This is a genomic window from Mesorhizobium sp. M0816 (assembly GCF_040320005.1).
Taxonomy (GTDB): Bacteria; Pseudomonadota; Alphaproteobacteria; order Rhizobiales; family Rhizobiaceae; genus Mesorhizobium.
On sequence record NZ_JAMYOT010000046.1, the window covers coordinates 17,110 to 35,910 of the forward strand.

At 64.5% G+C, this 18,801-nt stretch carries 7 protein-coding genes; 5 read left to right on the forward strand and 2 right to left on the reverse strand.

Translation table 11 applies throughout. The features are described 5' to 3' along the window. Window positions 1-232: 232 nt before the first annotated feature. Entirely contained in the window at window positions 233-6,283 is a 6,051-nt protein-coding gene (locus NKI17_RS34015) for a translocation/assembly module TamB domain-containing protein (RefSeq protein WP_352907563.1), read from the reverse strand. Further along, a complete protein-coding gene (locus tag NKI17_RS34020; RefSeq protein ID WP_352907564.1) occupies window positions 6,283-8,208 on the reverse strand; it encodes an autotransporter assembly complex protein TamA in 1,926 nt (641 codons plus the stop codon). Before NKI17_RS34020 ends, NKI17_RS34015 begins: the two co-directional genes overlap by 1 nt. 273 nt (window positions 8,209-8,481) lie before the next feature. On the opposite strand from NKI17_RS34020, the gene NKI17_RS34025 reads away from it, so the two are divergent. The 5 genes from NKI17_RS34025 to cysT all read left to right on the forward strand — a co-directional run. Next, the gene (locus NKI17_RS34025) at window positions 8,482-13,962 is read left to right on the forward strand and encodes an alpha-2-macroglobulin family protein (protein ID WP_352907566.1); all 5,481 of its coding nucleotides are present in this window, start codon (window positions 8,482-8,484) and stop codon (window positions 13,960-13,962) included. Window positions 13,963-14,175: 213 nt separating this feature from the next. Continuing rightward, window positions 14,176-16,266, forward strand: coding sequence for a penicillin-binding protein 1C (gene pbpC, locus NKI17_RS34030; protein WP_352907567.1), 2,091 nt, complete (start codon window positions 14,176-14,178; stop codon window positions 16,264-16,266). A gap of 42 nt (window positions 16,267-16,308) precedes the next feature. Then, on the forward strand, window positions 16,309-17,007 hold the full coding sequence (locus NKI17_RS34035) for a M15 family metallopeptidase (protein WP_352571775.1): 699 nt from the start codon (window positions 16,309-16,311) through the stop codon (window positions 17,005-17,007). Between the two features lie 218 nt (window positions 17,008-17,225). After that, window positions 17,226-18,254 carry a sulfate ABC transporter substrate-binding protein gene (locus NKI17_RS34040; RefSeq protein WP_023675840.1) on the forward strand — a complete coding sequence of 343 codons (1,029 nt, stop codon included), beginning with the start codon at window positions 17,226-17,228 and terminating at the stop codon, window positions 18,252-18,254. A gap of 18 nt (window positions 18,255-18,272) precedes the next feature. Further along, the coding region (gene cysT, locus NKI17_RS34045; protein WP_352796784.1) for a sulfate ABC transporter permease subunit CysT at window positions 18,273-18,801 on the forward strand (529 nt) is incomplete at its 3' end.

The window sequence follows — 18,801 nt, forward strand, 5'->3', positions numbered from 1 at the left end:
TTTAACATTCCGCATCCGCGCCATGATGTCAAAGACGGCACGGATTGGGAACATGCCAAGGAATGTGCAACTTTGAAAGCAGGGCGGTTCGCGCGATAACGACAGTCTTGGCGCAAATTTGCTACTGCGCCAGGGATTTCGTCTGAAATCTCAACGGGCAATTAAACTGGGACATTCGCCGCTGCGCCGCTCGTTCTTCAGGCAACCAGTTGTTCTGCGCGAACGGCCGGTTTCAATATTCCCGTTCGTAGAAAACACCGCCTTTGGCTTCGCCGGCGTCGGTTGCCTCGCCACGCAGCTTGACGCCGCGCCCAACGTCGAGATCGACGGTTGCCTTACCCGAGCCCGGCCTGTCGCCCTTCTGGATCGTCACATAGGTACGGTCGTTGAGATACTTGCCCGCCGAGACGGCGGTGCCACCCTGTTCATCGGTGATTACGTCGAGATCGTCGACGCCGATTGCGCTGCGCAGGTTCTGCAGCAGGGAGGTCGAGCCGCCGACGCCGGCCAGTTGTCCGGCAGCCTCGGCAAGCTGCGCGATCTGCAGCGGCGACAGGTTCGACATCGAACGGCCGAAGATCAGCTGCGCCAGCACCTCATCCTCCGGCAACGCGGGTACCGAGGAGAAGGTGAATTTCGGGTTGTTCGCCTCGCCCGACACCACGATGGTCACGGTGGCGCTGGTCGTCTTCGATTGCGCCGTGAGATTGAGGTAGGGCACCAGAGAGCCGGAAAAGCCGACGGTGCCTTCGGTGAAGGTCAGCCGCTTGGCAAGGATCGTCAACCGCCCGCGCCGCAAGGTGAAGGTGCCGACCGCCTGGGGTGACGATGCCGGGCCGGTCAGCCGCAGCGAACCGCCGAGCTCGGCGTCGACACCCCTGCCCTGGATGAAGATCTGGCTCGGCGCATTGACTGTGACGTCGAGATTGAGGCCGCTGCCGCCGCCACCGCTGCTTGCAGCGGCCGGGCGCAACGCCTTGTCCTGCGCACGTACGGCGGCCGGCGCATTCTTGTGCTTGACGTTGAGCTCGGCCAGCGAGCCGGGCAGCTTTTCGGGTACGGTGATGACGGTCTTGGCCAAGTTGACGGTACCGGAAATCACCGGCGCGGAGATGAGCGGTCCCTTGACGGTCAGGTCGCCGCCAAGATTGGCAGTGACCACCTTGCCGTCGGTATAGCGGCCGTCGACGAGCTTGATCGACAGATCGGCTGGAAAACCCTTAGCCGGATCGATGCCGACGGTGCCGCTGGCCGAAAGGCTGCCGCGTGTCGACAGCGTGCCGGTCAGGCGATTGATCCTGGCCACGCCATTGCCGATAGCGACATCGGCAGTGATGTCGTTGATCGCAAGCCCCGAGCGCGCGTCGAGCAGGCGGGCGCCCGACGTGCGGACCGTGCCTGAGATCACCGGCGACGTCGCCGGGCCGCGCACCTGCACATCGACGTCGGCCGTGCCGCTCAGGGACAGGCCTTGCGCGGCGAGTGTCCTGGTGAGGAAGGCGAACGGCACCTTGCCGGAAAAGTTGAGATCAAGGGTGGGCCCGCCTGATGTCGTCATCGTGCCGCCGCCCTTGAGGCCGAGGCCGGCGGCATCGCTCATGTTGGCGTCGAACGTCAGTCTGTTGCCCGAATACGTACCTGAGGATGAAACGCCCATGCCGCCGAAACCTGCACCACGGGTCTGCGACGTCTGAACGCCTGCGGCGTCGATCTTGAAGGCAACGGCCGGATTGGCCGGCGCGCCCGTCACCTTCACCGTGCCTGAGATGGAACCGGCGGCATCGAGGCCCGGCGAAAAACTGTTGGCTATCGAGATCGGGATGCGGGCCAGCGTCGCGTTGAGGTCGAACGCCTGCCCAGCCTTGCCCGTGACCGTCGCCGTGCCGCCGCCGAGGTTGAGCACCAGCCTGTCGAGGCTGGTCACTCCATTGGCGATGTTGATGGTCGAGGCCTGGGCGATGGCCGCCTTGATGCCGCAGATGGTCGCCTCGCCGGAGGCAAGTTCGACCGTCGTCGTGCCCTTGACCGCCTTGACCCGGCCGGCCGCCCTCAGCGGAATATCCTTGACGGTGGCGCCACCGGAAAAGCCGGTCCATTCGCCGTCGCGCTTGAGATCGACGTTGACGCCCCGAATAGCCGTGCCGCCGGAAGTTACGCTGTCGGCACGGATTTTGCCCGAGATCACCGGTGCCGCCAGATAGTTGGCGATCAGCGCGTCGATGCTCACGGCCTTGGCCGAGACATCGCCGCGCGAGATCGAGGCCGTCGTCGCCTTGACGGCGACTTGCGGCACGGTACCCGCCTTGGAGAAGGCGATCGTGCCGCGCACATCGCCATCGGCCTTTTCCAGTGCCAGGGCCGCAAGCGGACCGATATCGGGCAGGTCGAGCGCCACGGTGCCGGCCGGCAGGAAGGCATCGTCGAGCGCCAGGTCGCCGGAGATACGGTTCTTGCCGAGCGACAGCAAAAGTCCATTGATGGCGCGTTTGCCGTCCGATGTCGCCAGCACGGCGCTGCCCTGCAGCGGTTTGCCGCCGACATTTCCGGTGAGTTGCACATTCGCAGCCGGGTTGGCGGCATCAGCCTTGCCGGTGGCAGTGAGCTTCAGACCGGTGATCTCGCGCGCCGCGACCGAAAGCCTGTCGCTGTTGATACTCAGCGACAGATCCGGCGCGGTGCTGGCGCCTTGCGCATTCAGCGCGAAAGAGATGGCGCCTTTGGCGTCCTTGGATAGCAGCGAGACGTCGCCTAGCGCGCCTTTGACGTCGGCGCTGAGCTTGTTGTCGGCAAGGCTCGCCTGGCCGTCTGCCGTCAGCGAACCGGACGACAGCCTGACGGTATTGGCGGTGACATTGCCATTGGCGTCCCGCTTCAGCGCGGCACTGAATTGCGTTCGCTCGGCGAGCACGCCACGTACCGACCCCGGCAGTGCCGCCGAGGCGGCGTCCGCCTTGACATTGAGGGCGATGGCGCCGTCGGCCAGCGAGACCCGCCCGTTGAAGCCGCTGTTCAACGCGTCGCTGGTCACCGTGCCGCTATCGATGACGATGGTATCGGCGGCAAGGCTGCCGGCGAGCTTGGCAGTGATTTTCCCTGCAATCAGCGGCGCGACGGTCGGATTGTCGATGCCGAGTTTTTCGGCGGTCACCGAGCCAGAGATCGGCCCGGTCCGGGCTTTCACGTCGAAGCGATCGGAGTGCAGCGCAAGCGTGATGCCCTCGATCGTAGCTAGATTGGTGGCGGCCGATGGCAGCGTCGCGGAAATGTCGAGCTTCGGCTGGGCGCCCTGCCCGGCCGCCGTTAGCGATATCGCCTGTAGCTCGAGCTTGATCGGGCTCTCCTTGCTGCCAAGCGACAACGGCAGGCTCGGACCGGTAGAGGCCAGGTCGAGCGAAAAATCGCTGGCACCGTTCGGATTGATGGTGCCGGCTGCCTTGCCGGAGATTTTCTCGCCGGCAAGCGTCGCCTGCTCGATGGCCAGGCCGCTGGCCGACGAGAAACGGCCTGCCGCGTCGATATCCAGCGGCCCGAGCCCAGCCTGCCGGGTCTGGCTGGTTTCGGCGCCGCTGAGCCGGGCGGTGAAGCGAATATCTGGGGCAGCCGACGATCCGGTGACCTGCGCGGTGCCGCTGAGCGCGCCGACGGCATCGAGACCCGGTGAAAAATCATTGGCAAGCGCTGCCGGCATCGCCGACAAGGTGGCAGCGAGATCGAGCGTCTGGCCGGCCGTACCCGACACGGCAACCGAACCACCGCCGACACCGAGCGCCAATTTCTCTATGCTCACCCTGCCATTGGCGATTGTCAGCGCTGATGGCTGCGCGACAGCTGCCTTGATGCCGCGGACGGTCGCCTCGCCCGAGGCAAGCTCGATGCTGGTGGTGCCGTTCGCAACCCTGACGCGCCCGGACGCGCTGGCCGGAATGCCGGCGACCGTGGCGCCGCCGCTAAAGCCGGTCCAGTCGCCATCGCGCTTCAGGTCGACATCGATGCCGCTGATCACCGTGGTTCCGGAGGTGATCGTGTCGGCCTTGATCTTGCCGGCGATTGCCGGTGCTTTGAGATAATTGGCGACCAGCGCGTTGACGGCGATTGTCTTCGCCGCCAGTTCGCCGCGCGAAATCACGGCGCTCGTCGCATCGATCGCGACCGTCGGCGCTCCGTTGTCGTTCGCAAAGCGGATGGTGCCGCGCACGTCGCCGGCTACCGACTGGCCTGCGAGTGCGGCCAGCGGAGCAATATCGGCGGCATCGAGGGTCAACGTGCCGAGCGGCAGCAGGTTGTCGTCGAGCCCGAGGTCGCCGGAGACCTTGTTGTCGGCTAACGAGACGGCAAGTCCATTGATGGAGCGCTTGCCGTCGGTTGTGACCAGCGATGCCTTGAGGTCGAGCGGCTGGTCGTCGACCGAGCCGGTCAGCGAGACATCGGCGGCGGGACTGGCGATATCGGCCTTGCCGCTCGCGCTCAGCTTGATCTGCTTCACCGCATGGCCGGACGCCGTTAGGCTGTCGCTGTTGGCCGAAACCGAGAAATCCGGTGCGCTGCGCGCGCCGCTTGCGGTAAGCCCGAAACCGACGGCGCCGCCGACCTTGGCGCCGACCAGCGGCGACAGCACCGACACGTCGCCCAGCGTACCCTTGATATCGGCCCGGATATCGGTGCCTTGCGCACTGGCGGTGCCGCTGGCGCTAAGCGTGCCGGAGGTGAGTTGCAATGCGTTGGCGGCGAACGCACCGTCCGGGTCGCGTGTCGCGGTTGCGGAAAACTGCACGCGCTCGCCGAGAACCGAGCTGATTTGCGGCGGCAGCGCCGTCGAAGCCGCGTCGGCATTCATCTTGAGCGTCATCGACAGATCGGCAAGCGCCACTGTGGCTGTTACGGACGCATTGAGCGCGTCGCTGCGTAGCGTGCCTTCGTCGACGACAATCTGTTCCTTGCTGACGGAGCCGGCGAGACCGGCGCTGACCCTGCCCGTTATCAGCGGCGCCAAAGTCGCGACGTCGGTGTTCAGGCCGGCCGCCGTCAGCTTGATGGTGACCGGCCCGCTACGGTTCTGGATGTCGAAACCATCGGAATGCACTTGCCCGATCAGGTCGTCCACCCGCGTGCCGCCCGCCACCACCGAGACCAGCGACGCGCCGATATCCACCATCGGCGCCTTGCCATCGCCGAAAGCGCGGGCCGTGGCATCCTTGATTGCCACGGTTATCGGTTGCGCCTCGCTGCCGAGGCTGAGCACGATCGGCGGCCCCTTTGCGGCGAGCTTCACCGAAAGGTCGCTGGCGCCGTTCGGATCGACAATGCCGGCGGCGGTCGCGTGCAAGGCGCCGCTGTCGATATTGGCGCGCTCGACATCGACGCCGCCGGCCGCGGTCGCCGTGCCGGCGAGGTCGAAGCTGGTCTTGCCGGCAAACAGCGGTTTCAGGGTTTCGGGCAGGAAGCGCTCGAATTCGCCATCGCCGTTGGCCTCGACATAATGACCCTTGTCGGTGAGCTGATGGCGACCGGTAAGCTGGGTGACGATCCGGCCGTCGACAACGAAGGTCCCGATGCCATTCCAGTTGGCGAGCGGTCCGGTGCCGGAAACGACAATGTTGACCGGCGGCGCGCCCGGCAGGTTGAGCAGGTTGGCGATGATGCCGCCGGCCGGCTCGGATGCCTTAAGGTCGAGGTCGAGCTTGTTGTCGGCCGGCGCGAAATGGGCTTTGGCGTCGACCGTGCCTTGCTTGCCGTCGTGGCGAACGATGTTGAGGTTGGTCTCGATCGCCAATGGTGAGGCGTCCGCCTTGAGCGCTCCCTTGGCTGCAAGTTCGGCGACACCGCTGCCGGCCAGAGCCTGCCCGAGCGCGATTTCGGGAAGGTCGAGTTGCCTGACGTCGATGGAAACCGGCAGCGTCGTCGCTCCGCTTTGGCTCGACTGTGTATTGGCCACCGGCAGCCTTGCCAACTCGATACGCTCGGCCCCAATGCGATCGGCGCTGAAGCTCTTCGACAGGAGTGCCAGCGGCGACCAATCGACGGCCACGTTGCGCGCCACCATCCAGGCGCCTTCGCGATCCTCCAGAACGACATGATCGACCCTCAGCGCGCCCGACCAGATACCGTCGATGCCGACGACAGTGACCTTGCGATCACCGGTCGAGGCCATGGTCGAGATGATGCCGGCAAGGTTTTCGCGGCCGCGCTCGGTTTTGGTCAGCACGACGAGCGCCCCCACCGCCGCTGCCACGACGATGAGCAGCGTGTAGAAAAGGATACGGAGGATGCGCCTGAATATTGCCATCAGAATGCCTGGCCGATGCCGGCATAAATGCCGAAATGAGGATCGTCGGGGCCGCGGTTGAGCGGCACCGCCGCGTCGACGCGCAGCGGCCCGAACGCCGTCAGATAGCGCAAGCCTACACCCGCGCCGACCTTCATGTCCGAAAAATCGGGGACCTGCCTGGTCGACACCGTGCCGGCATCGACGAACGGCACGACGCCGATCTTGTCGGTGACGGCGATGCGCATCTCGACCGAGGTCTCGAAGAACGAAAGCCCGCCGATCGGCTCTCCATTGCTGTCCTTCGGGCCGATGCCTTGATAGGCATAGCCGCGCACCGAACCGCCGCCGCCTGAGTAGAAGCGTCGATCTGCCGGAACATCTTGAAGACTGGCGCCGATGATAGAGCCGATGGCGACACGTTCGGCGAAAACGAATTTCGAGGCCGAATCGAGTGACTGGTAGGCCGACCCCTCGCCCTTCAGCTTGACAAACGCAGCCCCGCTCAAAATGTCGTAGCTCGGCTCGCCATAGGCCAGCACCCTGAAGCCCCGGGTCGGATTGAGCTTGCTGTCGCGATTGTCGTAGACATATTGCAGTGGAATGCTGGCGATCAGATAGGTGTGCTTGCCGAAAGCGTCGTGGATCCTCGAATAATCCAGCGCGACTTGCGCGGAAACCGTCTGCTTCTTGTCGAGTTCGTAGGATAGGCCGGTGCTGCCCTTGACCGAGAAATGGTCGTAGGCGTCGGGGTGCTCCAGCACGGTATTGACGCTGGCAATGAACTTCGACGCCGGCCCGACCACGCCCGGCTTTTCGAACATGACGCCGGCATTGTAATTGAGCTGGGTCAAGTCGTTGCTGCCGATGCCGCTGATCTTGCCGTCGATGCGCAGCTTTTCGGCGCGGCCAAACAGATTGCGGTGCCCCCAATAGCCTTCGAGGCCCAGCCCCTCGGTGTTTGAGAAGCTGCCGCCAATGCCGAAATAGCGTGGCTTGCGCTCGCTGACCTCGACACCGATCGGGATGTTGCCCTCGGCGTCGAGCGCGTCGGCTTCCTTCACCGTCACGCTGTTGAAGACCTCGAGCCCAAGCAGCCGGTCGCGCGCGTCGTCGATCTCATCGGGCGAATACTGGCGGCCGCGCTTCAGGCCGGTCATATATTCGGTGAAGTCGCGGTCGACCTTTTCGGTGCCCTCGACAGTGGTGTCGCCATAGCCGGCGACCGGGCCGGCCGCGACGGCAAGCGTCACGTCGAGCGTCGAACCGGCGTGCTCGGCGACGATCTCGCGGCCCGTCACCTTGGCCAGCGGCCTGCCTTCTTGCTTGAGTGCCCGCACGATCGCCGCCTCGGCCTTGAGCACGGCGCCCGAACTGGCGTCACCGCCGGCGATCAGGCCGAAATCGGCACTTGCCAGCCCCGCCGCATCGCCTTCCAGTCTGATGTTGCCAAGCGTGAATTTCGGCCCGGCTGCTATGCTTATCACCACCGGTATCGGCTGCGGACCCGAAAACTCGGCATCGGGCGGCAGATCGTCGAGCGGCTTGCCCTGAATAGTGATGGTGACGACACCCTCGTAGCGGGCGTCAGTGTAGAGTGCGGCAACAAGTTGCTCACGGTCACTGCGCGCCTTGGCCAGCAGGCCGAGAGAACCGGATACCGGGTGTTCCTCGTCGGCCTTCAGCGCCGAGGCGTTTTCGAGCTTCTCGGCGAGATTCTTGTCGGCGTCCGGCGCCTCGATCGTCACCGCATAGCGCAGCGGGTCGACGATATCGGCATCTTCGTCTTTGGATCCCCACAGCTTGATGCCGAAAATCTCGAAGGCTGCCGCACTTCCGGTTTCGGCAACAAGTGCCGTAGAGCACAACAATGCGAAAAGCAGGGCGCGCGAAAGCGCGCGCCGTGGCGCGGTTCCTCCCGACATCTGCCTTTCATACGCCGGCATTACGCTCCTAGCCTAGCTCGCAAACCTAAAATTGGAATGAAGTTCTGAAGCACTCGTAAAGGGGCCACAATCCAATTGCTGAAATAGACAGGGCTTGGAACTCACACCTTCTGCGTCGCCGCAAGAAAGCGTGATCCCCTGTCCTATGGAGCTACTACCGGTCACCGGCCGGAAAGCAAACCGTTGGCAGGCGGATCCTGCCGCGTCCCGATGTTGACAAGCGCGACTGAAGCTTGAAGATTTCTGGACGTAAGCACTTGTCTGGAGGGGTTTATGGCAATGCGCGCGGCTCGTGGTTTATCGATTCTTTTCCTTCTCTTTTTTGCCTGGAGCGGTGTCGCGCAAGCGGCCGAAGCCCGGCGGGTGGTGACATCGGACAATTCCGACTATTTCGGTTTCGATCTCAGATCCGACCAGAATGTCAGCCTCGACCAGTGCAAGACCACCTGCCTCGGCGACCCGGCCTGCCGCGCCTTCACCTACAACCTCAAGGCCAAATGGTGCTTCCTTAAATCCGATTACAATTCGTTGAAACCCTTCGGCGGCGCCGTCGCCGGCAAGATCGTCAACATCGATGGCGATCCCGACATCGGCGCGCCACCCGAACTCGCCTTCTTCCCCAACTGGATGGCCGACCAGGCCCAGCAATACCGCAACAAGCTCACTGGCCCGACCTACACCAAGCCGACAGAAGGGCTGACGGCGCTGAGGGCCGCCGCCGAACAGTCGGCGCTGACGGGCGATCATCGCTCGGCCATGCACAAATACGAAGCGGCGGTTTCGGTGTTGCCTGATGATGGCCAGCTCTGGCTCGAGCTGGCGCGCGAAACGCTTGCCGTCCATCCGACCGCCAACAGCTCGGAGCCGTCGACCCTACCGGCGAACGCCACTTCCGCCGCCTTCAACGCCTACAAATTGCTGCGCACCACCAAGACGCGCGCCGACGTGCTGGCGCTGCTCGGGGACGGCCTTGATCGCCGCGATCTCTACAGGCCGGCCCTGCAGGCCTACGAGGCGAGCCTCGCTCTCGTCAATTCGCCGGCAGTCAGGGCCGCCTATCAGGATCTCAAGGCCCGCAAGGGCTTCCGCGTCATCGATCATACCGTCGATGCCGACACCAGCGCGCCACGCATCTGCGCGCAGTTCTCCGAGGAACTGGTCAAGACCGGCGTCGACTACTCGCAGTTCGTTACTGTCGACAACGCCGCTCCCAAGGGCGTCGAAGCCAAGGACAAGCAGATCTGCGTCGAAGGACTCGAGCACGGCCAACATTATGACGTGACCTTCCGCGCCGGCTTGCCGGCCGCCATTGGCGAAGTCACCGCGGCACCGGTGGTTCTGTCGATCTACGTGCAGGACCGCGCGCCTTCGGCCCGCTTCACCGGCGACAGCTTCGTGCTGCCCGCAGGCGCACGCCGCGGCATACCGGTCGTCACCGTCAACATGAATGCCGCCGAAATGAAGCTCTTCCGCATCGGCGACCGCTCGCTGGCCCAGCTTCTGTCGGGATATCAGTTCCTGCGCCAGCTTGACGGCTACGACATTTCGAACATCTCCGAACAGATGGGCGAGCCGGTCTGGCAAGGCCAGCTCGACATCGCCAACGACCTCAACAAGGAAGTCACCACCTCCTTCCCAATCGACGAGGCTTTGCCGAAGCGCAAGCCCGGCGTCTATGTGCTGACCGCACAAGCCGTCAACGATCGCAGCGACGACTATGATTCGCACGCCACGCAATGGTTCGTCGTCTCCGATATCGGCCTGTCGACCTATACCGGACAGGATGGGCTGAACGTCTTTGCCCGTTCGCTCGCAACCGCCAAGCCGATCGCCGGCGCCGAGCTGACGCTGCTGGCCAGGAACAATGAAATCCTCGGCACCGCGACCACCGACGCGGAAGGGCGGGCGGTGTTCAATCCCGGCCTGACGCGCGGCGACAGCGGCATGGCCCCGGCCGTGCTGATGGCCAAACAGGGCGACGACGATTTCGTCTTCCTCGATATGGGCCGCGCCGGCTTCGACCTGTCCGACCGTGGCGTCGCCGGACGGCCGGCACCTGGCGCGCTCGACGTCTATGCCTGGACCGAGCGCGGCATCTACCGCGCCGGCGAAGATGTCCATGTCGCGGCCCTTGCCCGCGACAGTGCCGCCAAGGCGGTCGAGAACCTGCCGCTGACCTTCATCTTCTCGCGGCCCGACGGCGTCGAGGACCGCCGCATCGTCAGCGATGGCGCATCGGCCGGTGGTCACGCGGTCGACCTGCCGCTGGAACCCAACGCCATGCGCGGCACCTGGACGGTGGCGATCCATACCGATCCCAAGCAGGCGGCGGTCGCCAGCCAGATGTTCCTGGTCGAGGACTTCGTACCGGATCGCATCGAGTTCGACCTGTCCTCCGACAAGCAGGAGATCGCGCAGGGCGAGACCGCCAACATTACCGTCGACGGCCGCTTTCTCTACGGCGCGCCGGCCGCGGGCCTCGCGCTCGAAGGCGAATTGACGCTGTCGACCGCCCGCGACTGGGACCGCTTCAAAGGCTATTCCTTCGGTCTGGCCGACGAACAGTCGGCTGAACCGACGGTGACGCCCTTCACCGGCCTGCCGGTGGTCAGCGAGGACGGCAAGGCGACCTTCCCGGTCTCCGTCGATCAATTGCCATCCACCACCAAGTTGGTCGATGCAAAGGTCACTGTCAGGATGCGTGAAACCGGCGGCCGTGCCGTCGAGCGCTCGCTGAATATCGGCATCCGCCCGCAGGGCCACATGATCGGCATCCGCCCGGATTTCGACGACGACGAGGTGCCGCAAGGCGGCACGGCCAAGTTCAGCCTGATCGCTGTCGACCCAGACGGCAAGCGTGAGGCGCTGAAGGGCGCGCAGTGGTCGCTGGTCAAGGTCGAGCGTAGCTACCAGTGGTACCGCTCGAGCAACTCCTGGAACTATGAGCCGGTCACCTTCACCAAGGCGGTGGCCAACGGCCAGGTCGACCTAAGCGCCGATGGCGAGGCGACGGTGTCGCTGCCGGTCGACTGGGGCCGCTACCGGCTCGAGATCGAGACAGCGGATCCGGAAGGCCCGGCCACCAGCTACGAGTTCGACGCCGGCTGGTATGTCAGTTCCACCACCACCGAAACGCCCGACGGCCTCGAGATCGCCCTCGACAAGGATACCTATGCGGCGGGTGAAGTGGCCAAGCTCAAAGTGTCGCCGCACTTTGCCGGCGAGCTGCTCGTCACCATCGGCGCCGACAAGCTCCTGAAGACCGTCACCGCCAGCGTGCCGGCCGGCGGCAGCACCGTCGACATCCCGGTCGGCGACGACTGGGGTGCCGGCGCCTACGTCACGGCAACGCTGTTCAGGCCGGGCGATGCGCAAGAGACACGTATGCCGGCGCGCGCCATCGGCGTCAAATGGCTGAAGCTCGATCCCGGCTCGCGGAAGCTTGCCGTCAGCTTGGCGCCGCCGGACAAGACCATGCCGCGCCAGCAGCTGTCGATCCCCGTGGCCGTAGCCGGCGTGCAGCCCGGCACCAACGCCTATGTCATGGTCGCGGCCGTCGACGTCGGCATCCTCAACCTGACCAACTACAAGGTACCGGATCCGGAGAACTGGTTCTTTGGCCAGCGCATGCTCGGTCTCGAGGTTCGCGACATCTATGGCCGGCTGATCGACGGCTCGCTGGGCACAACCGGTAAGCTGCGCACCGGCGGCGACGGCGCCAACATGCAATCGCAAGGCAGTCCGCCGACCGAAAAGCTGGTCGCCTTCTTCTCCGGCCCGGTCCAGCTCGACTCCGACGGCAAGGCGCGGATCGACTTCGACATACCGCAGTTCAACGGCACCGTGCGCGTCATGGCCGTCGCCTGGACAAAGGAAGCAGTCGGCCATGCCCAGTCCGACGTCATCGTTCGCGATCCGGTGGTGATCACCGCCGGCCTGCCGCGATTCCTGGCGCCCGGCGATTCCGCCGTCATGCGGCTCGACGTCGCCGACACCGACGGCCCCGCTGGCGACTACAAGCTGACCATCGACACGACGGGCGACCTGTCTACCCGCAGTGCCGCCTTGCCTGAAAAGCTGACGCTGGCCAAAGGCAAGCGGCAGACGCTGACCGTGCCGTTGATTGCGCAGACCGCAGGCAACGCCTCGATCACCATCAAGCTTGCGCATGCCGGCGGCACCGCCGTCGAGCAGACGCTCTATGTGCCGGTGCGCCCGGCGCAACTACCGGTGACCACCCGCATGGTCGTCGACCTCAAGGGCAATGGCGGCGCGCTGCGCGTCGACAAGGAACTGCTGGCGGCAAGCCTGCTCGATGGGGCTTCGGTCAGCGTCGGCGTTTCGCAGGCGGCTGCCTTCGATGTACCGTCGCTGCTGATGACGCTCGACCGCTATCCCTATGGTTGCGCCGAACAGACCACCAGCCGCGCCATGCCGCTTCTCTACGTCAACGAGATGGCTTCCGGCATCGGCATGGCCAGCGACCCCGATCTGCATGGCCGCGTCCAGGACGCCATCTACAAGGTGCTGAGCTATCAGGCCTCGGCCGGCAGCTTCGGCCTGTGGGGTCCGGGTTCCGGCGATCTGTGGCTCGACGCCTATGTCACCGATTTCCTCGCCCGGGCGCGCGAGCAGAAGTACGACGTACCGGCCCTGGCGATGAACCAGGCGCTGAGCAATCTGCAGAACGCGATCGGCTACGATCAGGACGTCCAGGATCGCGGCAGCGAGATCGCCTATGCGCTCTATGTGCTTGCCCGCAACAAAAAGGCCTCGGTCGGCGATCTGCGTTATTATGCCGACACCCAGCTCGAAGCCTTTACCAGCCCGATGGCCGTCGCCCAATTGGCGGCGTCTCTCGCGCTCTACGGTGACACCCAGCGCTCGGAGGCAACCTTCCAGGCCGCGCTGCAACTGGCCAAGTCGACGCCCGAATATGACTATTACCGGTCCGACTATGGCTCGCCACTGCGCGACGGCGCGGCGATCCTGGCGCTTGCCGCGGAAAGCAAGCCGGTGCCGACCATCGTGCCGGCGCTGATCCAACTAGTGACCAGGGAACGCGCCGACGCCAGGTGGACCAGCACACAGGACGAGTCCTGGATGCTGCTGGCGGCCCGCGCGCTGAAGGCCGGCAATGATTCGATCGCGCTGACCGTCAACGGCGCACCGCATGCCGGCGGCTATTCGGACCAGATCGCCGGTGGCGACCTGGCCGACAGTCCGCTGACCATCGTCAACACCGGCAGAAATCCGCTGCAGGCGGTCGTCACCACCGTGGCTTCGCCGATCCAGCCTCTGCCGGCCGGCGGCAACGGCTTTACCATCAGCCGTACCTACTACAAGCTAGACGGCACAGAGGCCAACGTGACGGAGGTCAAGCAGAACGAACGCTATGTCGTCGTGCTCAAGGTTTACGAGCAGAACACCTGGCCTTCGCGACTGCTGATCACCGACCTGTTGCCGGCCGGCTTCGAGATCGACAATCCGGGCCTGGTCTCCAGCGCCCAATTGACGAACTTCTCCTGGCTGGCGCAGACCGATGCCGCCCATCTCGAATTCCGCGACGACCGTTTCGTCGCGGCGTTCAATCCCAACGACGGCGACGGCGACCGCAACATCACACTCGCCTACGTCGTGCGCGCGGTGACGCCGGGCACCTACGCCCACCCGGCGGCAACGATCGAGGACATGTACCGGCCGCAATATTCGGCCCGCACCGCCACCGGCATGATGGAGGTCAAGGTGCCGTAAGGCAAAAATGGCGGATAGGAATATGGCGATGGAGCTGCCCCTCATTGCCCTGCCGGGCATTTCTCCCCGTATAGAGACGGGGAGAAAGAGCCATGCGCCGAAGTTTTCGCCGAACTTTAACGTCGCAGAAAAGGCGCCAAGGGTCGCGACAGCCCCCTTCTCCCCGTCACTAAACGGGGAGAAGGTGCCGGCAGGTGGATGAGGGGCGGCGCCATGCTCTCCAGAAAATTCCTGCGCCGAGCGGCCATCACGGGCATTTCCTTGGCCGGTCTCGCTGCAATCACCGCCGCCGCCCTCTGGCAGCTCGACCGCGCCTTTCCGCCGCCGCTGCCGGCGGAGCTGACGGTCTCAACCGAGGTGCAGGACCGAGACGGCCAGCTGCTGCGCGCCTTCGCTACGCCGGATGGCTACTGGCGGCTCGCTACCAGCCTGGACCAGGTCGACAAGCAGTTCGTCGACATGCTGGTCACCTATGAGGACAAGCGTTTCTGGGATCATCAAGGCGTCGACGTGCTGGCACTGGCGCGTGCCGCCGGCCAGTTCGCGACCAGCGGCCATATCGTCTCCGGTGGTTCGACGCTGCCGATGCAACTCGCCCGGCTGATCGAACCGCGCGACAGCCGCAGCCTCGGCTCGAAGATCAAGCAGATGCTGCGCGCCCTCCAGATCGAACGGCGGCTTTCCAAGCGCGAGATCCTCGAACGCTATCTGACGCTGGCGCCCTATGGCGGCAATCTCGAAGGTGTGCGCGCGGCTTCGCTTGCCTATTTCGGCAAGGAGCCGAAACGGCTGACGGTCTCGGAGGCGGCCCTGCTCGTCGCTTTGCCGCAATTGCCGGAAAAGCGGCGCCCTGACCGCAACCTCGACGTCGCCCATGCCGCCCGCGACCGCGTCCTGACCCGCATGGTCTCGGCAGGCCTGCTCGGCGAACGTGAGGCCGCGCGTGCCGCGCTCGACGATGTGTCGGGGCTCCGGCGGACCTTGCCGGCGCTCGCTGCCCATGCGGCCTATACGATGCTGTCCAAGGCCATTCCCGGCCAGAAGCTGCAACTGACGATCCGCAAGAGTGTCCAGGAAGGGCTGGAGCAGGTGGCCAAGGATGCGGCCGCCAGGCTCGGCCCTCGCCTCTCGGTGGCCATGGTACTGGCCGATGCCCGTACCGGCGATATTCTTGGTGAGGTCGGCTCTGCCGATTTCTTCGATGCCAGCCGTTCGGGCTGGATCGACATGACCAAGGTCGTTCGCTCGCCTGGCTCGACGCTGAAGCCGTTCATCTACGGCCTCGCCTTCGAACAAGGCCTGGTGGCGCAGGAGATGCTGATCGAGGACAGCCCAGCCGATTTCTCCGGGTATCGGCCGAAGAACTTCGACATGGGCTATCAGGGCGATGTCAGCATCAGGCAGGCGCTGCAATTGTCGCTCAACGTGCCGGCGATCCGCGTGCTCGACGCGGTCGGCCCGGCCCGGCTGATGGCACGCTTTCGCCAGGCCGATGTGACCCCTATCCTGCCCGTCAACGAAGCGCCCGGCCTGGCGATCGGCCTCGGCGGCGTCGGGGTGACCCTGCGCGACCTGGTCCAACTCTATGCCGGCCTTGCCAATGGCGGCAAGGCACACACGCTGCATGACGGCACCGAGCCGGCGAATGCCGAACGCTCGACCACCACCATCCTCGACGGGCAGGCGACCTGGCAGATCACCGACATCCTGTCAGGCGTCAAGCCTCCCCAGGGTGCCGCCCAACGCGGCATCGCCTACAAGACCGGCACCTCCTACGGCTATCGCGACGCCTGGTCGGTCGGCTTCGACGGCCGCTACGTGCTCGGCGTCTGGGTCGGCCGCCCGGACGCCGGCGCTGTGCCCGGCCTGTCCGGCTATGTCTCGGCTGCGCCCATCCTGTTCGAAGGTTTTGTCCGTTCCAGCCTGGCCGCCGTACCGCTGCCGAGCCAGCCATCCGGCGTCCGGCGTCCGAAGCGCGAGGAGCTGCCGGTGACGCTGACGCGCTTCGGCGCCGGCGCCGATGGGCTGGTACAGGCGACGCCGACCGAACCTGCGCCAACCATCATCTTTCCGCCCGACGGCGCTCGCGTCGATCTCGGCACTTCCTCGGCCGACCCCTCGCCGCTGGTGCTCAAGCTGCAAGGCGGCCGCGCACCATTCCGCTGGCTGGCCAACGGCAAGCCGCTGGTCGGCATCGACCGGCGGCGCACCGCGACCTGGCAGCCGGACGGCGCCGGCTATTCGACCCTAACCGTGATCGACGCGGCGGGACGCGCGGCCAGTGTGAAGGTTTTCGTCGAGTGAAAGTTTCCCTTGAATAATTTCCGGCAGGTGATTCAGGGGATTGTGTTTTACGTCTTGCTTTCGGCCGCCGGTACTTTCTCGGCGTCTGCTGACGCGCTGCCCGCCAGCTTTGTTCGGCTAGCCGACATCGATCCCAATATCCGGCAGGATATCCGCTATGCCGGCCTCGAAAATTTCCTGCATCGCAAGGTAAGCGGCTACGATGCGCCGATATGCGTCCTCACCAGGCAAGCGGCGCAAGCGCTTTCGGCAGTGCAGAAAGCGATTGCCGCCGAAGGACTGACGCTGGTCGTGTTCGACTGCTATCGCCCTGCGCGGGCTGTCTCCGACATGGGTGACTGGACAAAAACGAGTGGACCACCGGACCCGCAATGGTACCCAAAGGTCAAGCGCAAGGATCTCATCGCCAAGGGCTATATCGGCGAACTGTCCACCCATTCGCGCGGATCGACGGTCGATGTCGCGATCGCGCGAGCCGACCGCAAGAGCGCTCCGAAACCGGCCTGCGGCGCGACCGATGCCGACACGCTCGATTTCGGCACGGGTTTCGACTGTTTCGATCCAGCGAGCGAAACGGCTCACCGACCGATAGCCCGTGAAGCGGCGGCTAACCGCAAAAGACTTGTCGAGGCGATGCGTGCCCGCGGCTTCAAGAATTACGCCCGCGAATGGTGGCACTTCACGCTGGAGAACGAGCCGTTTCCAAAAGAGCGCTTCAACTTTCCCGTTACCGCCGAATAGCCGGCCGAAACCTTCGGGCGCGACGCAGCCATTGCCGAAGAGCTAGCCGTCTCTAGATAATCGCGTCGGGAGCGCGATCATGGTCCATGCGGGAAAATAGTTTCTCGCATCGCCGAAACTAGGCGAAAAATTGCTTCAATAGGCCAAAAAAGGCAACATTGAATGCATCTAAATTCTATCAATTCGGTAGATTTGGCGCGAGTTCAACGGAGGCGGAAATGACCAAACCTCATTTCAGGAAACTGCTCGGCGCACTGGTCGCCACGTCTGTCCAGTTCGGCACGCTCGGTTTCGCGTTTGCCGACACCACCATTCTCAACGTGTCCTATGATCCGACGCGTGAGCTCTACAAGCAATTCGACGAGGCCTTCACCGCCCACTGGAAGGCCGAGACAGGCGAGACGGTCACCGTCCAGCAGTCGCATGGCGGGTCGGGCGCGCAGGCTCGCGCCGTGATCGACGGCCTCGACGCCGACGTGGTGACGCTGGCGCTCGAAGGCGATATCAACGCCATTGTCTCGAAAGCGAAGAGGATCAATCCCGACTGGCGGACGAAATTCGAAAACAATTCGGCGCCCTACACCTCGACCATCATCTTTCTCGTCCGCAAGGGAAACCCCAAGGGCATCCATGACTGGGGCGATCTGGTCAAGGACGACGTCCAGGTGATCACGCCGAATCCCAAGACCTCCGGTGGTGCGCGCTGGAACTATCTCGCCGCCTGGGCCTACGCCAGCGCCAAGGATGGCGGCGACGAGGCCAAGACCAAGGAATTCGTCGGCAATCTCTATGCGCATGTCCCGGTTCTCGACACCGGTGCGCGCGGCGCAACCGTGACCTTCGCGCAAAAAGGGCTGGGCGACGTGCTGCTCGCCTGGGAAAACGAGGCCTATCTGGCGCTCGACGAGTTCGGCGCCGACAATTTCGACATCGTCTACCCGCCGACCTCGATCCTGGCCGAGCCGCCGGTCGCCGTGGTCGACGCTAATGTCGACGCCAAAGGCACGCGGAAAGTTGCCGAAGCTTATCTGAGCTATCTCTATTCCAAGGAAGGCCAGACGCTCATCGCCAAAAACCATTATCGCCCTTCGAAGCCCGAGTTGGTGCCGGCGGAGGACTTGGCCAAGCTGCCTGAGATCAAGCTGATCACCATCGACGACCCGCTTTTTGGCGGCTGGAAGAAGGCACAGCCTTATCATTTCGGCGATGGTGGTATATTCGACCAGATCTACAAACCGGCCCAGTAGCATTTAGATCAGGACGACATGACCACAGCACCCGCCAAGGCGGGGTGGCGATTCAGGCAGCCGAGCGTCATTCCGGGTTTCGGATTGACGCTCGGCTTCTCGCTTGCCTACCTCACCCTCATCATCCTCATCCCCCTGTCCGGGCTGATCTGGCGCTCGGCGGCGCTCGGCTGGACCGACTTCTGGGCGATCGTCACCGACCGCCGCACCATCAACGCGCTTGAAATCAGCTTCGGCACCGCCTTCATTGCCGCCGCCGTCAACGTCGTCTTCGGCACGATCGTCGCGTGGGTGCTGGTGCGCTACAGCTTTCCAGGCCGCCGCATCGCCGATGCCATGGTCGACCTGCCCTTCGCGCTGCCGACGGCGGTTGCCGGCATCGCGCTGACCACGCTTTACGCACCGAATGGCTGGATCGGAAGCCTGCTGACGCCGCTCGGCATTAAGGTCGCGTATACGCCGCTCGGCATCGTCATCGCGCTGGTCTTCATCGGTCTGCCCTTCGTCGTGCGCACCGTGCAGCCGATCATGGAGGAGATCGACAAGG

What these genes read in the sequence shown, in the direction of transcription:
- NKI17_RS34015 (WP_352907563.1), bottom strand. Translation starts at nt 6,283, where the DNA reads ATGGCAATATTCAGGCGCATCCTCCGTATCCTTTTCTACACGCTGCTC.
- NKI17_RS34020 (WP_352907564.1), bottom strand. Translation starts at nt 8,208, where the DNA reads ATGCCGGCGTATGAAAGGCAGATGTCGGGAGGAACCGCGCCACGGCGC.
- NKI17_RS34025 (WP_352907566.1), top strand. Translation starts at nt 8,482, where the DNA reads ATGGCAATGCGCGCGGCTCGTGGTTTATCGATTCTTTTCCTTCTCTTT.
- pbpC (WP_352907567.1), top strand. Translation starts at nt 14,176, where the DNA reads ATGCTCTCCAGAAAATTCCTGCGCCGAGCGGCCATCACGGGCATTTCC.
- NKI17_RS34040 (WP_023675840.1), top strand. Translation starts at nt 17,226, where the DNA reads ATGACCAAACCTCATTTCAGGAAACTGCTCGGCGCACTGGTCGCCACG.